We start from the raw sequence: 18,323 nt of genomic DNA, 5'->3' as shown, positions 1-18,323 counted from the left end.
CGGCACAATCAACAAGCCCGCGTCATTATATGGAAAAATAAGAACGTACCGAGCTGCGGCTTTCCATGGATGCGGCGGTTCTGCGGCAGTTTCCTGGCTGGCGACTCGGGGCCTTGCCATGATTCCGTCGGCCGATCGCCGGATTCGGCTGAAAATAAGCGGTTGCCGCGGCCCCAATGGTTAACGAGAGCTTTCTGAGTGAGGCCAAATCGTGTCATTTGTGCAACAACGCCAGGGGATAGCAGCCGAACAGCCCTTTCGCCGGTACGATCGGGGTTGAACGCCGCCGCCTCATGGGTAATGTCGAATTCGAAGGAGCGGCGCGGTGCGCATCTTTTTCGGTAGTGGGGATGGGGCAGGGAACGCTGTCCTTCAGCAAAGAATACCCAGACCCGTTTTTTAACTTTTGACTGGAGGTCAGAAAATGAACATTAAGAGCCTTCTCCTCGGCTCCGCTGCGGCTCTGCTCGCAGTTTCCGGTGCGCGCGCCGCCGACGCCGTCGTCGTCGCCGAGCCGGAGCCCGCTGAATACGTCAAGATCTGCGACGTCTACGGCGCTGGCTACTTCTACATCCCCGGCACGGAAACCTGCCTGCGCATCGGCGGCTATGTCCGTTACGACATCAGCGGCGGCGACGTCGGCTCGTTCGATGGCGCGAGAAGCGCAGATCATCAGGACGTCGGTGAGAGCAACGATACTTGGCGTAAGCGGGCCCGCTTCACGTTCAAGACCTGGACCGGCCAGGAAACCGAACTGGGCACCTTGAAGACCTACACCGAGACCCGCTTCAACTTCAACAACGCCAATGCCGACACAAGCCCTTACATCAACGAGGCCGGCAACTCGGGCGCCTCGCTGAACTTCGCCTGGATCCAGCTCGGTGGTCTCCGCGTCGGTAAGGACGAATCGGCCTACGACACATTCATCGGCTACGCCGGCGAAGTCATCCAGGATACGCTGGTTCCTTACGGCGGCTTCGACACCAACGTCATCCAGTACTATTTCGATGCTGGCAACGGCTTCTCGGCCGTGGTCTCGCTCGAAGAAGGCTATGGCGCCTACACGATCGACAGCTATGTTCCGCATGTCGTCGGCGGCGTGAAGTGGACGCAGGGCTGGGGCGCCATCACCGGCGTCATCGCTTATGACAGCAACTACGAAGAAGTGTCCGGCAAGGTCCGCTTGGACGTGAAAGCGACTGACGCTCTGACGCTGTGGATCATGGCCGGTTTCGGCACGGACGACAACCTCACCGACGATACCTTGGCTTTCCCGGCTCACGGTCGCGGCATGTACAAGACGTGGGGCGGCACCTGGGCAGTCTGGGGTGGTGGCACCTACCACTTCAACGAGAAGACCTCGTTCAACACCCAGATCTCGTATGACGATTGGCAGAATCTCGGCGTCGCCGCGAACGTCGCCTACGACATCGTTCCCGGCTTCACGGTCACGGCCGAAGTCGACTACCTCAATGCAGGCAAGTTCGACGACGCCGACTTCTCCAACTGGACCCATGCCGACAAGAAGAGCAGCGTCGGCGGTATCCTCCGCTTCCAGCGCTCGTTCTAAGGGCTGGTTCTACACAGGTGAAATCCAGCCCGGGCGCGCAAACGCCCGGGCTGTTTTTGTTTCGTGACTGGGTCAAGGCAAACAGAAGGAACAGGGGGTAACGGTAGCTGAATAGGGTCCGTGGGTGATTTCGTGGGATCCGCTGATGGGCGGAGGAAATCACAACTGCGTGATTCAAATCTCTTGAAAGGACGCTTCCAAGCGGGTAGGGCTGATCTATCCCACTCGGGGGTGTGGCAAATGATGACGACCGAAGCGATTCAAGAGGGTGAGCCTTCTGATCATTTTTCGATGTTTTCTTCTCAAAAATCGAATATACGATACAGTTACAACAAGATCAGAGAAGTAAAGTCGTATAGGGTTCGAGAGCTCTTTTTAGCATACCGGGACATATTGTGGGATGATGGGCGGCATAAATACAATGTCAGCTCTTTCATCGGCGAGATAGACGAGCTTCTCCTTGGAGAGCGATTCAGCGCCTTTGACCAGAGTACCCTGGATAACCTTATTGGTACCTTGCGCCAGCGCGGCAACAGCAACGCAACCATCAATCGAAAGATGGCTGCCCTCAGCAAACTGCTGCGCAAGGCTCATAAGATGGGAGATATCCACAGCCTGCCCGAGTTTCGCCGCCAGAAGGAGCGGGCGGGACGGATTCGTTTCCTCGAGAGGGACGAAGAGGCACGGCTGTTCGCCGCCATCAGGAGCCGCAGCGAAGATGCCTACAGGCTTTCAGTCTTCCTGGTCGATAGCGGATGCCGCCTCGGTGAGGCGCTTGGGCTGATCTGGAACGACATCCAGGAACATCGCGTCAGTTTTTGGATCACCAAATCAGGCCGCAGCCGCACCATTCCGATGACCGAGCGGGTCAAGGAGGTCATCAAGCTGCCGGCTACCGAAGGCCGACGGCCAAAAGGCCCGTTCACCAAGCTCAGCCAGGCACAGTTCCGTGCCATCTGGAACGATGCCAAAGCCGAAGTCGGCCTTGGCGCCGATGACCAGGTGGTGCCGCATATCTTGCGACACACCTGCGCCTCGCGTCTCGTCCAGGGTGGCATCGACATCCGTCGTGTGCAGATGTGGCTCGGTCACCAGACGCTGTCGATGACCATGCGTTATGCGCATCTGGCCACCAATGACCTCGATGGCTGTGTGGTTGTCCTGGAAACACCTCGCGGCGAGCAACCGGCAAGCAGTGGGGAAGGCTCCATGTTTTCGTCGCCTGTGACCACGCCTTCATCCCCGTCCACGGCACGGAAACAGCGGGACTAATCAGCTGCGCCCTCGCCGAAAGCGCCTCGGAAAAATTCAAAAGCCAAATAGGCAGGCCAGCTAACTTATACTGTTGTGTCGACCCCAGGACCTTGTTTGGTCTTGGGGTTTACTTTAGATGCGCTGTCGCTCGGCGCGATCAAGGAAAGCCGCGATGGCGTCCGGTAAGTCGCCGGTTTCGAGGAAAGGGGCGTGGCCCTGGCCCTCTACAGTGATCGTCTTCATCATGGAATGATGCTCTTGCATCTGCCGTAGCGTGTCTGTGGACAGCAATCTCGAATTGGCGCCGCGTATGATGAGCAATGGGATCGCGGCCAACGCGTCGAATTGCGGCCATAGGGCAGGCAAAGGCTGCGTCAGGTCGAGACCCGCAACGGTGTCGACCAGCTTCGGGTCGAAATCCGGCAACAGGCCCTGATCCGTCTCGCGGTAGAGCGCCCGTACCATCCGCTCCCAATCCACGTCGGTGAGAGCGGAAAAGTCCTGGCCATGAACGCTGCGTTGGGCAGCCACGGCCTCGGCGAAGGTTCTGGGGTTCGGTGTCCGTTCAAGATAGGACTTGATATGGGCGAGACCGGCCGCCTCGATCACCGGCCCGATGTCGTTGAAAACAATGGCTTTCAGGATAGCCGGCTGCATCATGCCGAGCACATGGACGATCAGCCCGCCGCGTGATGTTCCGATAAAGGCGGCCGCCTCTATTTCCAATGCCGCCAGCCCGGCAAGGATGTCGCTGGCTTCGACGCCGACATTGTAATGACCGATGTCGGCATCGTAGTCCGACTGCCCGCGCCCGCGATAGTCGAAGGCAACGACCTTGCGCGGAGCCTGAACTCGAGCCGAAAGATAGAGCGCGAGGTCATGAAAATCCCGGGCATTGCGGGTCAGGCCGGGCAGGCAGACGACCGGCCAAGGACCGGCATTCGCGTCACCATAGACGCGCGCATGAAGTCTTAGCCCATCCGATGCGCTGTAGAAAAAGTCGGAAAAACCTTCACTGCTCGACATCTGGACGCGATTCCTTCCGGCTGCCTGATCGTCTTACGACTGCTACAGGCGAGGGAAGGTGGGGTCAAATTGAGACCGGGGTTGGAGAGAGCGGCCAATCCGCAAGGGGCAGAATCGACTGCTTCGGCGAAGTTGCCTCTTGAGGGGTCGGCTTCGTCAGCCGCGCCCGTTCACCAGATCTCCGACGATGTCGTATTTGCCCGAAATACGCATCTTGTAGACCTCGTAATTCTCCATCACGCGCTGCACGTAACTTCTTGTTTCCGTGTAGGGAATCCGCTCGATCCAGTCAACGACGGTGTCGATGTCCTTGCCGCGTGGGTCGCCGTATTTCGCGACCCACTGGCTGGCCCGGTTCGGACCGGCATTGTAGCCGGCGAAGGTCAGAACATAGGAGCCGTTGAAGCGGTCTAGTTGCTCGCCGAGGAAGGCTGAACCAAGCGTCGCGTTGTAACCGGCGTCGGTGGTCAGCCGTGTCTGCGAGAATTGCAAACCGGCCTTCTTCGCCAATTGCTTGGCTGTGCCCGGCATCAGCTGCAGCAGTCCGCGCGCGCCTGCGCTCGACACGGCGCCGATGTTGAATTCGCTTTCCTGGCGGGCGATTGCATAGGCCAGTGCCTTGCCCGAGCCGGAAATGTTGGCCGAATCTGGAATGACGCCGAGCGGATGCGACAGCGCGCCGACATCGATACCGCGCGCGCCGGCGATCTTGCCGACTTTCAGCGCCATGAAATGGTTGCCTTGCTTTTCCGCCAAGACGGCGAGTAGCGCCAGTTCGCCTGGGCTGGTCAACTGCCCCGCAAGGTCGCGATAGAGCGTTTCGGCATAGCGGTCGTAGCCCGCCTCCTGCAGCCGCTTGATGGCGCTGACGGCCTCACGGCCGGCAAAATTCTGCCGGTCGGCCGCATCGGGCTGCGGGTAGGCGATGTTGAGCGCCTGTCGGCCGACACGTTCGGCGGCAAGCTGGCCGTAAAATGTCGTGCCGTAGGCAGCGGCGCGCGCAAAATAGTCCTTGGCGCTGCCCGGGCCGCCGACTTCCGCCGCACGGCCGAGCCAGTAGAAGGCGCGCGACAGCGTCATCGGTCCCTGGGCGAGGTCGGCGATGCGCGCAAAATGCGTTGCCGCGGTCTTCGGATCGTTCAGGCCACGCAGCGCATACCAACCGGCATGGAACTCGGCCTCCGCCGCATTGGTGGCGCTTTCGGCGGCATGCGTGGCGACGATCCGGTAGGCCGTCTTCATGTCGCCCTGGTCGACCAGTTCGCGCGACAACACCCGGCGCTCGACCCACCAGGCGTCCGGATCGACCAAAGCTTCGCGATCCGTCGGTGCCTGCATCACGACAGCCGCGGCGTCGGCAAAATTCTCTTTTTTGCGCAGATATTCGGCCTGCGCGAAGAAGTAGCCGGCCGAACGCTGCGCCGCCGGCACGGCCTTGAGCAGTTTCGGCGCGTTCTTGTCGCCTCTGTCCGCCGCCGCCCAGGCGTCGGCAAGCTGCTGGGCACCGGCGAGGCCGGCGACGCGCTGCGCCGAATTCGCCCGATCGGCATAGAACATGCGCTCCATGCGAAAACGGTGGTCGGCGGCCGGAATCAGGCTGCCGAATTCCTTGAGCAGCGCCGCCTCGTCCTTGGCCTCCAGGATCGCGGTACGCCAGAACGGCGACAGCACCGAACGCGCCGCCTTGGCATTGCCCGACGCTACATAGGCGCGGGCGAGAACCATCACGCCTTCGAATGTCTGCGGCTGGCTGCCGTCGAACGCCGCAATGACGGTATCGGGGGCAGGGTTCTCGCGATAGAGCGCGCGCTCGCTGTTTTTGCGCAAGGCGACGGTGCCGGGCCAGTTGGGCAGCATCTTCGCGGCGGCGGCAATATCGCCGCTCGGAACCTTGTCACCGCCGTAGAGCGCGATCGCCCAGGCAAGGATATGCTGGTCGAGCGAGTGGCCGGGAAGGGCATCACGCACGGCGCGGGCGCCGGGAATGTCGCCAGCCGCCAGCGCATCCAGCCCGCTTTTCAACAGGGCGACGCTTGGCGAGGCGTCCTGTGGCGCCTCGGCCTGCAGGCCCGGCATCGGGATGGTCGAGGTGACCTGCACATCGACGCTGCCGCCGATCGCCATGCCCGGCATCAGCGCGAGCGTGGCGCCAAGCAGCGCGAAGAGGTGAGGCCGACTTGTCGGCATGGTCTTTTCGTCTTTCCTTGTCCTGGCATTCTACCAGCAGGCGCAGAGGCTTCGAAGCCTAAACTTAGGTCGTGAAGAGCCCGTAAACAAAGAGTTAGCGCGGTCGTTCGAATTGCGCTTGCTGGCACCATGGCAATGCTTGCCGCGCAACAGTGTCGAGACTATGGTGCGCCGCTTCGCTTTCGGCTAGAAGGCGCGCACGACGAAACACCGATGCATGTCGCCTAAAAGTGGGTACCGGTTTTAGGACATCGACATACATGAACAATGAAGTGCCAAGGAGTTGGACGACATGCTGAGAGGCTCGCTTACTGCGCTCGTGACACCGTTCGAAAAGAGCGGGCGTTTCGACGAGAAAGCCTTTCGCGCGTTCGTCGACTGGCAGATCGCCGAGGGCACGACGGGCCTGGTCCCAGTCGGCACCACTGGCGAGTCGCCGACGCTGTCGCATGACGAGCATCGCCATGTCGTCAAGGTCTGCATCGAGGTGGCCAGGGGCCGCGCCCCGGTCGTCGCCGGCGCCGGCTCCAACAACACCGAGGAGGCGGTCGGGCTGGTGCAATATGCCGAGAAGGCCGGCGCCGACGCCGCACTCGTTGTCACGCCCTATTACAACAAGCCGACGCAACGCGGCCTCTACGCGCATTTCGCCGCCGTCGCCAGGGCAACCAGCCTGCCGATCATCATCTACAACATCCCGCCGCGCTCGGTCATCGACATGAGCCCGGAGACGATGGGCCAGCTGGTGCACGACTTCAAGAACATCATCGGCGTCAAGGATGCCACCGGCAAGGTCGAGCGGGTTTCCGAGCAGCGCGCCACGTGCGGCAAGGATTTCATCCAGCTTTCGGGCGAGGACGCCTCGGCGCTCGGCTTCAACGCGCATGGCGGCGTCGGCTGCATTTCGGTGACGTCTAATGTCGCGCCGCGGCTCTGTGCCGAATTCCAGGAAGCAACGCTTTCCGGCGACAGCGCCAAGGCGCTGGACTTGCAGGACCGCCTGCTGCCGCTGCACAAGGCGATCTTCCTCGAGCCCGGCGTTTCCGGCGCAAAATATGCGCTGTCGAAGCTGGGCAAGGTCGAGAATGTGCTGCGTTCGCCGCTGATGACCGTCGAACAGTCGACCGCCGACAGGATCGATGCGGCGATGAAGCACGCCGGCTTGATAAACTAGGGATGAGGCGCCACCTCTCCACATCATGAATCAAGTCAGAAAAGCCGATCCCAACAACAAGACCGTTGCGGAAAACCGCAAGGCGCGGTTTTCCTATGAGGTGCTCGACACGATCGAGACCGGCCTGGTGCTGACCGGCACCGAGGTCAAGTCGCTGCGCCAGGGCCAGGCCAACATCCAGGACAGCTATGCCTCGGTCGAAGGCGGCGAGATCTGGCTGATTAATTCCTACCTGCCGGAGTATCTGCAGGCCAACCGCTTCAACCACGAGCCGCGCCGGCGGCGCAAACTCCTGCTCAACAAGCGCGAGATGGCCAAGCTGGCACAGAGCGTCGACCGCGAAGGCATGACGCTGGTGCCACTGAAGATCTATTTCAACGATCAGGGCCGTGCCAAGCTGCTGCTCGCCGTCGGTCGCGGCAAGAAATTGCACGACAAGCGCGAAACCGAGAAGCAGCGCGACTGGTCGCGCGAGAAGGGCAGGCTCTTAAAAGAGCGGGGGTAGGCAGGGGCCATTCGTTTGAAGAACCGGATCGTCCTTTGGGGTTTGGCCAGCCTGGTTCTGGTGTGTTTTATCGCTGCGGGCGGGTATCTCTATTTCAGGGCATTCTCGCCAGACCGCGGCAAATATCCGGTGCGGGGCATCGACGTCTCCCATCATCAGGGCCAGATCGACTGGCGCCGCGTTGCCGCCGACGATGTCGCCTTCGCCGTCATCAAGGCGACCGAAGGTGGCGATCATGTCGACGATGCCTTCTCCACCAATCTGCGTAAGGCCCGCGCGGCCGGACTTGCGGTCGGCGCCTATCATTTCTTCACCTTCTGCCGGCCCGGCGCCGACCAGGCGAAAAATTTCATCTCGGTGGTGCCGCACGACCAGCCTTTGCTGCCGCCGGTCGTCGACATCGAGTTCGGCGGCAATTGCCCGCAGCGGCCAACGCCCGAGCAACTGAACGCAGAACTTGCCGCGTTCCTCGCTCCAGTCGAGGCCGCGTTCGGCAAGCCGGCGATTGTCTATCTGACCGACGAGGCTGAGCAGGCCTATGCCGGGCGCATCCCCGCCCGGCCGCTCTGGCTTCGCTCATTGCTGCTGCAGCCGGATCGCGGCGACTGGATCTACTGGCAGTACCACAACAAGGGGCGCGTCGACGGCATCAACGGCGATGTCGACCTGAACGTGCTGCAGGGTGGGCCGGCCGTGCTGTCCGCGCTGTCTGCGCCGTCATCGGGATCGATCGTTCCGCAAGCCAAGTGATTTCCCAAGCCAAGTGATCCCCTGAAGCCATTCCGGGACCTCGCTCGTCGTCTCAAGCCGCAGCCTGGGAAGCCTCCGGCGCCAGCGTGACATTGGCATCGCCCCAGACTTTGAGCGCGGTGATCACCGGTTCCAGGCTTCTGCCGCGCGGCGTCAGGCTGTACTCCACTTTCGGCGGCACTTCAGGATAGATCTTGCGCGCAATCAGCCCATCGGCTTCCAGTTCGCGGAGCTGGTTGGTCAGCATGCGCTGCGTGCAGTTCGGAATGCGCCGGCGGATCTCGTTGAAGCGCATCGTGCCCTCAAACAGATGATAGAGCACGACGCCTTTCCACTTTCCGTCGATGTAGCGGAGTGTGCCCTCCACCGTGCAGCCGGGGCTGCAGTCGAATCGCTCATGGCGAATGCGCGGCATGACGGTATCCTTTTCGACACTATGTGCTTTATATGTGCATTCTTGCGCTTCCGGCACATAATCCGCATCTCTGCTCCGAACAACACTCAAGAGCAATCGCGGAGACCAAAATGCGCGCCGTCGGCTATCAAATCCCAGCCCCCATCAGCGATGAGACCTCCCTGGTCGATATCGATTTGCCCAAGCCCGAGCCGAAAGGTCGTGAGCTGCTGGTCGAGGTGAAGGCAATCTCGGTCAACCCGGTCGACACCAAGGTGCGGCAAAGCGCCAGGCCCGAGGCCGGAGCATGGCGTGTGCTCGGCTGGGACGCTGCCGGCCGGGTCGTTGCGGCCGGTCGGGACGCCAGCCTGTTCAAGGCGGGCGACGATGTCTTCTATTCCGGCGCCCTGGCGCCACAAGGCACCAATGCCGAATTCCACATTGTCGATGAGCGCCTTGTCGGCCGCAAACCCGGCTCGCTCGGCTATGCGCAGGCGGCGGCGCTGCCCCTGACGGCGGTCACCGCCTGGGAGGCTCTGTTCGACCGCCTCGATGTCAGGAAACCTGTCGCTGGCGCGGCTAGGGCCATTCTGATCATTGGCGGCGCCGGCGGTGTCGGCTCGATCGCGGTGCAGCTGGCGCGCCAACTGACCGATCTGACGGTGATCGCCACCGCATCGCGGCCCGAGACGCGGGACTGGGCGCTTGGGCTCGGCGCTCATCAAGTCGTCGATCACTCCAGGCCGCTCGCCGCCGAAGTCGCAGCCCTTGGTCTCGGCGCACCTGCCTTTGTGTTCTCGACGACCAACACCGACCGGCACCTGGCCGAGATCGCCGAACTGATCGCGCCGCAAGGCCGTTTCGGGCTGATCGACGATCCCAAATCGCTCGACATCAATTCGTTCAAGCGCAAGAGCGTCTCTGTGCATTGGGAGTTCATGTTCACCCGCTCGATGTTCGAGACGCAGGACATGACCGCGCAGGGCGAGCACCTCAACGAATTGGCCCGGCTTGTCGACGCCGGGACCATCCGCACGACGCTGGGCGAGACCTTCGGTCCTATCAATGCCGCCAATCTGAAGCGCGCCCACGCGCTGATCGAGACCGGCAAGGCCAAGGGCAAGATCGTGCTGGAGGGGTTCTGAAGGGCGGCGCTATTTCTGCAGGAAGGCCGCGATCTCGCTGAAGACGCTGACGAACATCGCCTCTGTCAGCACACCTGTGTTGGTGTTGTAGCGCGAGCAATGATAGCTCGAAAACAGCGTGATGCCCCCGGCCGGCAGCTGCCCGCCATGCTTGAACGGATAGGCGGCGACGCGCCCACCCAGCGCGCGCACCGTCGACTGGTGCGCGATCGACCCCAGCGCCAGCACGGCGCGCAAATTGGGAAAGCGGGCGATCGTCGGCACCAGGAACGTCCGGCACGTGGCAATCTCGGCGCCCACCGGCTTGTTCTCCGGCGGCACGCAGCGCACCGCATTGGTGATCGCCGTGCCGACCAGCTCCAGTCCGTCATCCGGCCGCGCCTTGAACTCACCGCGCGCAAAACCGTGCGAAATCAACGTCGAGTACAGCAGGTCACCGGCATAGTCGCCGGTGAAGGGGCGTCCGGTGCGGTTGGCGCCGCGCAGGCCGGGCGCCAGCCCGACGATCAGAAGCCGGACGGCGTCGTCGCCATCGGGTGGCAAAAAAGTCGGCACCGGCGCGTTGAACCAGGACGGCTCGCGTTGCCGCCATTCGGCGATGAAATCATGCAGCCGCGGACAGAGCAGGCAGTCGCGGCCGGGTTCGGAGATGGAAAGGGCGGTCAACGCGACCGGCCTCAGTAGTCGTCCTCGTCGACTTCGGCCGGCTCGGGCCGGCGCATCGGCCGCTCGGACGGATCGCGACCGACCTCGTTCTTCAACGTGGTCAGGTCAATGAAATGGTCGGCCTGGCGGCGCAGGTCGTCGCTGATCATCGGCGGCTGAGAGGCCATGGTCGAGACGATCGACACCTTGCGGCCGCGCCGCTGCAGCGCCTCGACCAGCGTGCGGAAATCGCCGTCGCCGGAAAAGATGACGTAATGGTCGACGACATCGGCGAGTTCCAGCGCATCGACAGTGAGTTCGATGTCCATATTGCCCTTGATCTTGCGGCGGCCAGTCGAGTCCGTGAATTCCTTGGCCGGCTTGGTGACCACCTTGAAGCCGTTGTAGTCGAGCCAGTCGATCAGCGGACGGATCGAGGAGTATTCCTGATCCTCGACCAGCGCGGTGTAGTAGTAAGCGCGCAGCAGATAGCCGCGCTTCTGGAAGCTCGACAGGAGCTTGCGGTAGTCGATGTCGAAGCCGAGCGCGCGCGACGTCGCGTAGAGATTGGCGCCGTCGATGAATAGGGCGATTTTTTCACGAGGGTCGAACATGGAAAATAGTCCTTTTCGAAATAATCGGCCGTCTAACGAAATGCGATAGCGACTATCGGTCAGGCTCATAATAAACCGGCTGACCTTCGCGCTATCCGAGATAACGCCAGTTTCACGGCAATCCAAGGGCGTGTTGCCGCACTGCAAGCAATTGTGATCGGGCGCCGAACCCATGGATGCAGCCTGATTTGGCCGATCGGGTGTTCAAATAAAGGGATTGGCGGCCCTGCGACCCCGCCATTGCCATGATGCTTGTGTTTTGGCGGCGTTCGGGTTAAGGACCGCGCCTGATTTCCATCAAATCCATCGCATGAAAGGGGCAGTCCATGGCCCGCGTGACCGTTGAAGATTGCATCGACAAGGTCGACAACCGCTTCGAGCTGGTGCTCCTTGCCGGCCACCGTGCCCGCCAGATCAGCCAGGGCGCGCCGATCACCGTGCCGCGTGACAACGACAAGAACCCGGTCGTGGCGCTGCGCGAGATCGCCGACGAGACACTGTCGCCCGACGACCTCAAGGAAGACCTGATCCACTCGCTGCAGAAGCATGTCGAGGTCGACGAGCCCGAAGCCGATGGCGAGGCGATTGCCGACCAGACCGGCGCCGCAGTCGCGGCCACCGATGCCGACGACGCCGAGGAGAACATCACCTTCGACCGGATGACCGAGGAAGATCTCCTGGCCGGCATCGAGGGCCTGGTGCCCCCGGAAAAGAGCGACGACTACTAAGCGAGCCTCCGTTCTGGAGGTCGCTGGAACAATCTTCCGCACTTCCGTATCGGCAGTTTCGTGGCTATCTATGACATGCGCCGTACAGCAGTGCGGCGCATGATTCATTTCACCGCTGCGAGATCCCGCCCATGATGCGTCAGTATGAGCTTGTCGAGCGCGTCCAGCGCTACAAGCCTGACGTCAACGAGGCGTTGCTCAACAAGGCCTATGTCTATGCCATGCAGAAGCATGGCCACCAGAAGCGCGCTTCCGGCGATCCTTATTTCTCGCATCCGCTCGAAGTCGCCGCGATCCTCACCGAAATGCACATGGACGAGGCGACGATCGCGGTCGCCCTGCTGCACGACACCATTGAGGACACCACGGCGACGCGGGCCGAAATCGATGAGCTGTTCGGGCCCGAAATGGGCAAGCTGGTCGAGGGACTGACCAAGCTCAAGAAGCTCGACCTCGTGTCGAAGAAGGCCGAGCAGGCGGAAAACCTGCGCAAGCTTCTGCTGGCGATTTCGGAGGATGTCCGCGTCCTTCTGGTCAAGCTCGCCGACCGTTTGCACAACATGCGCACCCTCGACCATATGCCGGAGGCCAAGCGCCTGCGCATCGCCGAGGAGACGATGGACATCTATGCGCCGCTGGCCGGGCGCATGGGCATGCAAGGCATGCGCGAGGAGCTGGAGGAGATCGCCTTCCGCTACATCAACCCGGAAGCCTATCGCGCCGTCACTGCCCGGCTCGCCGAGATATTCGAGCGCAACAAGGATGTGCTGTCCGAGATCGAGAAGGCGCTGTCCGCGCTGTTCGAAAAGCATGCGATCAAGGCCAGCGTGAAAAGCCGTCAGAAGAAGCCGTGGTCGGTGTTCCGCAAGATGGAGGCCAAGGCGCTGTCCTTCGAGCAGCTGTCCGACATCTTCGGCTTCCGAGTCGTCGTCGATACAGTCGAGGATTGTTATCGCGCGCTCGGAGCCATCCACACCGCCTGGTCGATGGTGCCAGGCCGCTTCAAGGATTACATCTCGACGCCGAAGCAGAACGACTATCGGTCGATCCACACCACCATCGTCGGGCCGTCGCGTCAGCGCGTCGAGCTGCAGATCCGGACCCGCGAGATGAACAAGATCGCCGAATACGGCGTCGCCGCGCATTCGATCTACAAGGACACCGGCGGCAAGACCAACGGCGCCGCCCATGCGATTTCGAAGGAGACCAACGCCTATGCCTGGCTGCGGCGCACCATCGAGCAGCTTGCCGAGGGTGACAATCCGGAAGACTTCCTCGAAAACACCAAGTTGGAACTGTTCCAGGACCAGGTGTTCTGCTTCACGCCGAAAGGCATGCTGATTGCACTGCCGCGAGGTGCTACGCCCATCGATTTCGCCTATGCCGTGCACACCGATGTCGGCGACACCTGCGTCGGCGCCAAGGTCAACGGCCGCATCATGCCGCTGATGACGGAACTGAAGAACGGCGACGAGGTCGAGATCATCCGCTCCAAGGCGCAGGTGCCGCCGGCGGCCTGGGAATCGGTCGTCGTCACCGGCAAGGCGCGCTCGGCCATCCGCCGCGCCACCAAGAATGCCATCCGCAAGCAGTATTCGGGTCTCGGCATTCGCATCCTGGAACGCGCCTTCGAGCGCGCCGGCAAGACCTTCACCAAGGAGAGCCTGAAGCAGGTGCTGCACCGGCTGGCGCGCAAGGATATCGAGGACGTGCTGGCCTCGGTCGGCCGTGGCGAGCTCGCCTCCACCGATGTCATGAAGGCGGTATTCCCCGACTACAAGGACGAGCGTGTCACCACCGCCGCGCCCAAGCAGCGCGAGGAGGGCTGGTCGAAAATCCGCAACGCCGCCGGCATGCTGTTCCAGATTCCGGGCCGCGCGGCGCGCAAGGACAAGGACCAGCCGCGCGATGGCGCCGTGCCGATCCGCGGCGTGCGTGGCGACCTGCCGGTCCGTTTTGCGCCGGAAGGGGCGGTGCCTGGCGACCGCATCGTCGGCATCGTCCAGCCCGGTACCGGCATCACCATCTATCCCATCCAGTCGCCGGCGCTGCAGGCCTTCGACGACCAGCCCGAACGCTGGATCGACGTGCGCTGGGACATTGACGAGCGCACCAAGGAACGGTTTCCGGCGCGCGTCTCCGTCACCGCCATCAACGCGCCGGGTTCGCTCGCCGATATCGCCCAGGTCGTTGCGTCGAACGACGCCAACATCCACACGCTGTCGATGGTGCGCACCGCGCCCGATTTCACGGAAATGCTGATCGATCTCGAAGTCTGGGATCTGAAGCACCTCAACCGGCTGCTGTCGCAGCTCAAGGACAATTCGAGCGTCAGCGACGCAAGGCGCGTCAACGGCTAGACCATGATCCCGAAAGTGGGGACCGGTTTTCGGACAAGATCATGGTCAATCAAAAAGAGGCACAGAAATGAACACCGATGAAGTGCTGGGGATTTTCCGCGAGGCGGGTGCTGTCCTCGAAGGGCATTTCATTTTGACCTCGGGCTTGAGAAGCCCTGTCTTCCTGCAGAAGGCGCGCGTGTTCATGCATGCCGACAAGACCGAGCGGCTGTGCAAGGCGCTGGCCGAAAAGATCCGCGCGGGCGTGCCGGGCAAGATCGACTACGTCGTCGGTCCGGCGATCGGCGGGCTGATCCCGGCCTACGAGACCTCGCGCCATCTCGGCGTGCCGGCGATATGGGTCGAGCGGGAAGGGGGCGAGTTTCGCCTGCGCCGCTTCGAGATCGCCAGCGGCGCGCGCGTCGTCATCGTCGAGGATATCGTCACCACCGGCCTGTCGATCCGCGAAACCATCGAGTGCCTGCGCGAACTTGGCGCCGAGGTGGTTGCCGCCGCCTGTATCATCGACCGTTCGGCCGGCAAGACCCATGTCGGCGTGCCGTTGATCGCGCTCGCCGAATATGAGGTTCCAGCCTATCCGGCCGACCGGCTTCCGCCGGAGCTGGCCGCCATACCGGCGGTCAAGCCCGGCAGCCGCAATATTTGACCCATGCGTGTCGCCCAAAAGTGTGCAGCGGTTTTGGGTTAACGACATGCATGAAAACAAATTGGCGATGATCGCAGGCATCGATCATTTCGTGCTGACGGTCGCTTCGCTGGACGTGACCTGCGCCTTTTATCAGCGCGTGCTGGGTTTTGAACGCATCGATGCGCCCGGCCGGCCGACAGCGCTGGCTTTCGGCACCCAGAAGATCAATGTGCACGAGGTGGGCCGCACCTTCGAGCCGAAGGCGAAGGCGCCGACGCCCGGCTCGGGCGACTTCTGCCTGATCACCGACCGGCCGCTGGGCGAAGTCAGCACCCGTCTCGCGGCCAATGGCGTGGTGGTGGAACTCGGACCGGTCGAACGCGTCGGGGCTCGTGGTCCGATGATGTCGGTCTATTTCCGCGACCCGGACGGCAATCTGGTCGAGGTCAGCGAATATTTGTCGTAGCCGCCGTAGCCGCCGCGCCTTTCGGCCATGCGACAAATGCCGGTTCCTTAAATTCGCCGCGATTGTCCAATGTTCGATGCGAGGAATGCCATCCCGGGGCAACAAGCGCACGCCGCGCAGGGGGCGTTGGTTGTTCTCTTGCCAGCGCGTCGCTATATCAACGTTGCGATTGCCATCGGGGGATCGTCAAGCGCAAGATGGTGCTGTTGCGCCCGGCTGAAAGTGCCGGCGCGGGAGCTGTGAAACGGGTACAGAGTGCTTTTTCGACGCCGCAAGCCTGATGGCCTTCTCGAGCGGGTGCGTACCTATTTGTGGCCGCGCCGCTCGTTTTCGCGCTCGCTTCAGTATTTCTCCAAGCGCATCCTGCGGCTGAAGGCCACACCGCACGCCGTGGCGGCCGGTGTCGCCGCCGGCGTCTTCGCCTCGTTTTTTCCCGTGGGCTTTCATTTCGCCATTGCCGCCATCCTGTGCTGGGTGATCGCCGGCAATCTGGTGGCGGCGGCCCTTGCAGCGGTTTTCTTCGGCAACCCGCTGACCTTTCCGCTGCTGTGGGGCGCCTCCTGGGAAACCGGCAAGCTGATCCTGCATGACCGCCTGCCTGCGCATGGCCCACCGGCGCATCTGGGCGAGATGCTGCACAAGCTTTCCTTCGCGCAATTGTGGAAGCCCGTGCTCGAGCCGATGCTGATCGGCGCGATCCCGCTCGGGCTGGTGTTCGGCCTCTTGTTCTATGGCGTCACGCGCTGGGGCATGAACGCTTTCCGCGAGCAACGGCGCAAGCGCCTTGCTGAGCGCGCAAGCCGGCATGGGCAATCGTCTCATCCCGGCGGAAGCATTGGTTCCGCCGCACGATGATCATCGGCATCGGCAGTGACCTGATCGATATCAGACGCATCGAAAAGTCGCTGGAGCGTCACGGCCAGCGCTTCATCCAGAGAATCTACACCGACCTCGAGCAGGCCCGCTCCGAGAACCGCCGCGCGCGTGCTGCGTCCTACGCCAAGCGCTTCGCCGCCAAGGAAGCCTGCGCCAAGGCGCTGGGCACGGGTCTGGCGCAGGGCGTGTTCTGGCGCGACATGGGTGTCGTCAACCTGCCCAGCGGCGCGCCGACCATGGCGCTGACGGGAGGGGCACAGGCGCGGCTGGACAAAATCCTGCCTAAGGGCCATCGGGCGGCAATCCACCTCACCATCACCGATGATTTCCCGCTCGCTCAAGCCTTTGTGATCATCGAGGCGTTGCCCGTCGAAGAAGCGCCACATTGATTGCATCTGACGACCGGCACGACGTTGCCCAGCGCGCGCCGAGACTCTATACCATCCAACGCACAATCGAGGACGACATGAGCGTGGTTGATAAATCTGAGAAGAAATCCGGCGGCCTTGGCGAGACCGTCAGCGTCATAGTGCAGGCGCTTTTGCTCGCCCTGGTCATCCGCACGCTGTTGTTCCAGCCTTTTTCGATCCCATCGGGATCGATGCGCCCGACGCTTCTGGAAGGCGACTATCTGTTCGTCACCAAATGGTCCTACGGCTATTCCCGTTACTCGCTGCCTTTCGGGCCTGACATCTTTTCGGGCCGCATCTGGGGCTCCGAGCCAAAGCGCGGCGACGTGGTGGTGTTCAAGTTCCCACCTGATCCGTCCGTCGACTACATCAAGCGCGTGGTCGGCCTGCCGGGCGACAAGATCCAGGTCAAGGACGGCCAGCTGTTCATCAACGACGTCGGCGTGCCGCGCGTGAAAACGGGCCAGATCGACAATCCCGACATCACCGAAGAGCCTCGGCCGATCGACGTCTACCGGGAAACGCTGCCCAACGGCGTCAGCTACGACACGCTGGACATCTCGCCCAACTCGATCGGTGACAACACCCGCGAATGGAACGTGCCGCCCGGCCACTATTTCATGATGGGCGACAACCGTGACAATTCCTCGGACAGCCGCTTCACCGTTGGCTTCGTCCCGGCGGAAAATCTGGTTGGCCGCGCCAATCTTGTTTTCTTCTCGATCGCAGGCAAGGCGAGCCCGCTCGAAATCTGGAAATGGCCGACGCTGATGCGCGCTTCGCGCCTGTTCCACTTCGTCAATTGATGGCTTTGAAGCGCCCGACAGGCGAAACACTGGCCGGTTTGGTGAAGGCCAAGACCGGCCATGTCTTCAAGGATCTCCGCTTGCTCGAGACCGCATTGACGCACTCCAGTGCGGTCAAGGCGGCAAGCAACAATCAGCGTCTCGAATTCCTTGGCGACCGCGTGCTTGGGCTTGTGGTCGCCGATATGCTTTTCGAAAAATTTCCCGACGCGCCTGAAGGTGAGATCGCGCCACGTTTCAATGCGCTGGTGGACGCGAAAACATGCTCCGAGATCGGCATCGAAATGCAGTTGGAAGATCTGGTTCGGGCCGACGCGGCCTTGAAGACGCGGTCGCGTGGCTCGGGCGGAAACTATCTGGCGGATGCCGTCGAAGCCCTGATCGCGGCGGTCTATGTTGACGGTGGCATCGACGCCGCGCGGCGCTTCGTCCTGCGCTACTGGGAGCCGCGCTCGCGCACGGTTGTGGCAAAGCCGCTCAATCCGAAATCCGATTTGCAGGAATGGATTGCCAAGACCAGCGATGCGCGCCCCGAATATGTGATCGAAAAGCGCGAAGGGCCCGACCACCAGCCGGTCTTCACGGTGTCCTTGCAGGTCAGCGGCTTTGCGCCTTCCACCGGCACGGGCGGCTCCCGCAGGGCAGCGGAAGAAGCGGCGGCTTCGGCATTTCTTTTGCGTGAAGGCGTCTGGGCCAGCGCATCGACCCAAAAATCGGAGCCGATTTTTGGAAAGCACGATGCGTAGAGTCAAAGTTTTAGAGCGTCCTTTGTGCGTCCAAGTAGA

At 62.1% G+C, this 18,323-nt stretch carries 19 protein-coding genes; 14 read left to right on the top strand and 5 right to left on the bottom strand.

Going from position 1 to position 18,323, the window contains the following annotated elements:
• Positions 1–424: 424 nt before the first annotated feature.
• Both CGZ66_RS19165 and CGZ66_RS19160 read left to right on the top strand, forming a co-directional pair.
• Positions 425–1,570, top strand: coding sequence for a porin (locus CGZ66_RS19165; protein ID WP_095086622.1), 1,146 nt, complete (start codon positions 425–427; stop codon positions 1,568–1,570).
• Positions 1,571–1,810: 240 nt separating this feature from the next.
• Positions 1,811–2,842, top strand: a complete 1,032-nt coding sequence (locus tag CGZ66_RS19160; RefSeq protein WP_095086619.1) for a tyrosine-type recombinase/integrase — start codon at positions 1,811–1,813, stop codon at positions 2,840–2,842.
• A gap of 114 nt (positions 2,843–2,956) precedes the next feature.
• On the opposite strand, the gene CGZ66_RS19155 is transcribed toward CGZ66_RS19160, so the two are convergent.
• Together CGZ66_RS19155 and CGZ66_RS19150 are read right to left on the bottom strand one after the other, a co-directional pair.
• Positions 2,957–3,850: an alpha/beta fold hydrolase gene (locus CGZ66_RS19155; protein ID WP_095086616.1), complete on the bottom strand. Its 894-nt coding sequence runs from the start codon at positions 3,848–3,850 to the stop codon at positions 2,957–2,959.
• Positions 3,851–4,006: 156 nt separating this feature from the next.
• Entirely contained in the window at positions 4,007–6,037 is a 2,031-nt protein-coding gene (locus CGZ66_RS19150; RefSeq protein ID WP_095086613.1) for a lytic transglycosylase domain-containing protein, read from the bottom strand.
• A 292-nt stretch (positions 6,038–6,329) separates the two neighbouring features.
• On the opposite strand from CGZ66_RS19150, the gene dapA reads away from it, so the two are divergent.
• From dapA to CGZ66_RS19130, 3 genes are read left to right on the top strand one after another with little or no spacing between them, the layout of a single operon-like run.
• Entirely contained in the window at positions 6,330–7,211 is an 882-nt protein-coding gene (gene dapA, locus CGZ66_RS19140) for a 4-hydroxy-tetrahydrodipicolinate synthase (protein ID WP_095086797.1), read from the top strand.
• A 25-nt stretch (positions 7,212–7,236) separates the two neighbouring features.
• Positions 7,237–7,716, top strand: coding sequence for an SsrA-binding protein SmpB (gene smpB, locus CGZ66_RS19135; RefSeq protein WP_013896388.1), 480 nt, complete (start codon positions 7,237–7,239; stop codon positions 7,714–7,716).
• Between the two features lie 15 nt (positions 7,717–7,731).
• Entirely contained in the window at positions 7,732–8,466 is a 735-nt protein-coding gene (locus tag CGZ66_RS19130; RefSeq protein ID WP_095086608.1) for a glycoside hydrolase family 25 protein, read from the top strand.
• Between the two features lie 52 nt (positions 8,467–8,518).
• On the opposite strand, the gene CGZ66_RS19125 is transcribed toward CGZ66_RS19130, so the two are convergent.
• Positions 8,519–8,881, bottom strand: coding sequence for a winged helix-turn-helix transcriptional regulator (locus CGZ66_RS19125; protein ID WP_167392168.1), 363 nt, complete (start codon positions 8,879–8,881; stop codon positions 8,519–8,521).
• Positions 8,882–8,991: 110 nt separating this feature from the next.
• Here CGZ66_RS19125 and CGZ66_RS19120 point away from each other — a divergent pair, with 110 nt between their 5' ends.
• On the top strand, positions 8,992–10,005 hold the full coding sequence (locus CGZ66_RS19120; RefSeq protein WP_095086605.1) for a zinc-binding alcohol dehydrogenase family protein: 1,014 nt from the start codon (positions 8,992–8,994) through the stop codon (positions 10,003–10,005).
• A 9-nt stretch (positions 10,006–10,014) separates the two neighbouring features.
• Here CGZ66_RS19120 and CGZ66_RS19115 read toward each other — a convergent pair whose 3' ends face one another.
• Together CGZ66_RS19115 and CGZ66_RS19110 are read right to left on the bottom strand one after the other, a co-directional pair.
• Entirely contained in the window at positions 10,015–10,671 is a 657-nt protein-coding gene (locus CGZ66_RS19115; protein ID WP_095086602.1) for a uracil-DNA glycosylase, read from the bottom strand.
• Between the two features lie 11 nt (positions 10,672–10,682).
• Positions 10,683–11,264 (bottom strand): LabA-like NYN domain-containing protein, encoded by a 582-nt coding sequence (locus CGZ66_RS19110; RefSeq protein ID WP_095086599.1) that lies wholly within the window; start codon positions 11,262–11,264, stop codon positions 10,683–10,685.
• A 326-nt stretch (positions 11,265–11,590) separates the two neighbouring features.
• On the opposite strand from CGZ66_RS19110, the gene rpoZ reads away from it, so the two are divergent.
• From rpoZ to rnc, 8 genes are all read left to right on the top strand, one after another.
• On the top strand, positions 11,591–11,992 hold the full coding sequence (rpoZ, locus tag CGZ66_RS19105; protein WP_095086596.1) for a DNA-directed RNA polymerase subunit omega: 402 nt from the start codon (positions 11,591–11,593) through the stop codon (positions 11,990–11,992).
• 131 nt (positions 11,993–12,123) lie between these two features.
• Positions 12,124–14,352 (top strand): RelA/SpoT family protein, encoded by a 2,229-nt coding sequence (locus CGZ66_RS19100; RefSeq protein WP_095086593.1) that lies wholly within the window; start codon positions 12,124–12,126, stop codon positions 14,350–14,352.
• Positions 14,353–14,419: 67 nt separating this feature from the next.
• On the top strand, positions 14,420–14,998 hold the full coding sequence (pyrE, locus tag CGZ66_RS19095) for an orotate phosphoribosyltransferase (RefSeq protein ID WP_095086590.1): 579 nt from the start codon (positions 14,420–14,422) through the stop codon (positions 14,996–14,998).
• Between the two features lie 46 nt (positions 14,999–15,044).
• Positions 15,045–15,446 (top strand): VOC family protein, encoded by a 402-nt coding sequence (locus tag CGZ66_RS19090; protein ID WP_095086587.1) that lies wholly within the window; start codon positions 15,045–15,047, stop codon positions 15,444–15,446.
• Positions 15,447–15,701: 255 nt separating this feature from the next.
• The gene (locus tag CGZ66_RS19085; protein ID WP_095086584.1) at positions 15,702–16,301 is read left to right on the top strand and encodes a DUF2062 domain-containing protein; all 600 of its coding nucleotides are present in this window, start codon (positions 15,702–15,704) and stop codon (positions 16,299–16,301) included.
• Positions 16,298–16,711, top strand: a complete 414-nt coding sequence (acpS, locus tag CGZ66_RS19080; protein ID WP_095086581.1) for a holo-ACP synthase — start codon at positions 16,298–16,300, stop codon at positions 16,709–16,711. The genes CGZ66_RS19085 and acpS overlap by 4 nt, the downstream gene beginning before the upstream one ends.
• Before the next feature lie 77 nt (positions 16,712–16,788).
• Entirely contained in the window at positions 16,789–17,538 is a 750-nt protein-coding gene (gene lepB / locus CGZ66_RS19075; RefSeq protein ID WP_095086791.1) for a signal peptidase I, read from the top strand.
• The gene (rnc, locus tag CGZ66_RS19070) at positions 17,538–18,284 is read left to right on the top strand and encodes a ribonuclease III (protein WP_095086578.1); all 747 of its coding nucleotides are present in this window, start codon (positions 17,538–17,540) and stop codon (positions 18,282–18,284) included. Before lepB ends, rnc begins: the two co-directional genes overlap by 1 nt.
• The last annotated feature ends 39 nt before the right edge of the window (positions 18,285–18,323 follow it).

The organism is Mesorhizobium sophorae, assembly GCF_002270415.1.
Taxonomy (GTDB): Bacteria; Pseudomonadota; Alphaproteobacteria; order Rhizobiales; family Rhizobiaceae; genus Mesorhizobium; species Mesorhizobium sophorae.
This window is presented reverse-complemented; position numbering and strand designations above follow the sequence as displayed.

Excerpts from the sequence above, each read along its gene's own strand:
- CGZ66_RS19155 (WP_095086616.1), bottom strand. The coding sequence starts at position 3,850 with ATGTCGAGCAGTGAAGGTTTTTCCGACTTTTTCTACAGCGCATCGGAT.
- lepB (WP_095086791.1), top strand. The coding sequence starts at position 16,789 with ATGAGCGTGGTTGATAAATCTGAGAAGAAATCCGGCGGCCTTGGCGAG.
- CGZ66_RS19160 (WP_095086619.1), top strand. The coding sequence starts at position 1,811 with ATGATGACGACCGAAGCGATTCAAGAGGGTGAGCCTTCTGATCATTTT.
- CGZ66_RS19100 (WP_095086593.1), top strand. The coding sequence starts at position 12,124 with ATGATGCGTCAGTATGAGCTTGTCGAGCGCGTCCAGCGCTACAAGCCT.
- rpoZ (WP_095086596.1), top strand. The coding sequence starts at position 11,591 with ATGGCCCGCGTGACCGTTGAAGATTGCATCGACAAGGTCGACAACCGC.
- CGZ66_RS19165 (WP_095086622.1), top strand. The coding sequence starts at position 425 with ATGAACATTAAGAGCCTTCTCCTCGGCTCCGCTGCGGCTCTGCTCGCA.
- CGZ66_RS19090 (WP_095086587.1), top strand. The coding sequence starts at position 15,045 with ATGCATGAAAACAAATTGGCGATGATCGCAGGCATCGATCATTTCGTG.
- CGZ66_RS19110 (WP_095086599.1), bottom strand. The coding sequence starts at position 11,264 with ATGTTCGACCCTCGTGAAAAAATCGCCCTATTCATCGACGGCGCCAAT.
- CGZ66_RS19120 (WP_095086605.1), top strand. The coding sequence starts at position 8,992 with ATGCGCGCCGTCGGCTATCAAATCCCAGCCCCCATCAGCGATGAGACC.
- pyrE (WP_095086590.1), top strand. The coding sequence starts at position 14,420 with ATGAACACCGATGAAGTGCTGGGGATTTTCCGCGAGGCGGGTGCTGTC.
- CGZ66_RS19125 (WP_167392168.1), bottom strand. The coding sequence starts at position 8,881 with ATGCCGCGCATTCGCCATGAGCGATTCGACTGCAGCCCCGGCTGCACG.
- CGZ66_RS19150 (WP_095086613.1), bottom strand. The coding sequence starts at position 6,037 with ATGCCGACAAGTCGGCCTCACCTCTTCGCGCTGCTTGGCGCCACGCTC.
- dapA (WP_095086797.1), top strand. The coding sequence starts at position 6,330 with ATGCTGAGAGGCTCGCTTACTGCGCTCGTGACACCGTTCGAAAAGAGC.
- smpB (WP_013896388.1), top strand. The coding sequence starts at position 7,237 with ATGAATCAAGTCAGAAAAGCCGATCCCAACAACAAGACCGTTGCGGAA.
- acpS (WP_095086581.1), top strand. The coding sequence starts at position 16,298 with ATGATCATCGGCATCGGCAGTGACCTGATCGATATCAGACGCATCGAA.
- rnc (WP_095086578.1), top strand. The coding sequence starts at position 17,538 with ATGGCTTTGAAGCGCCCGACAGGCGAAACACTGGCCGGTTTGGTGAAG.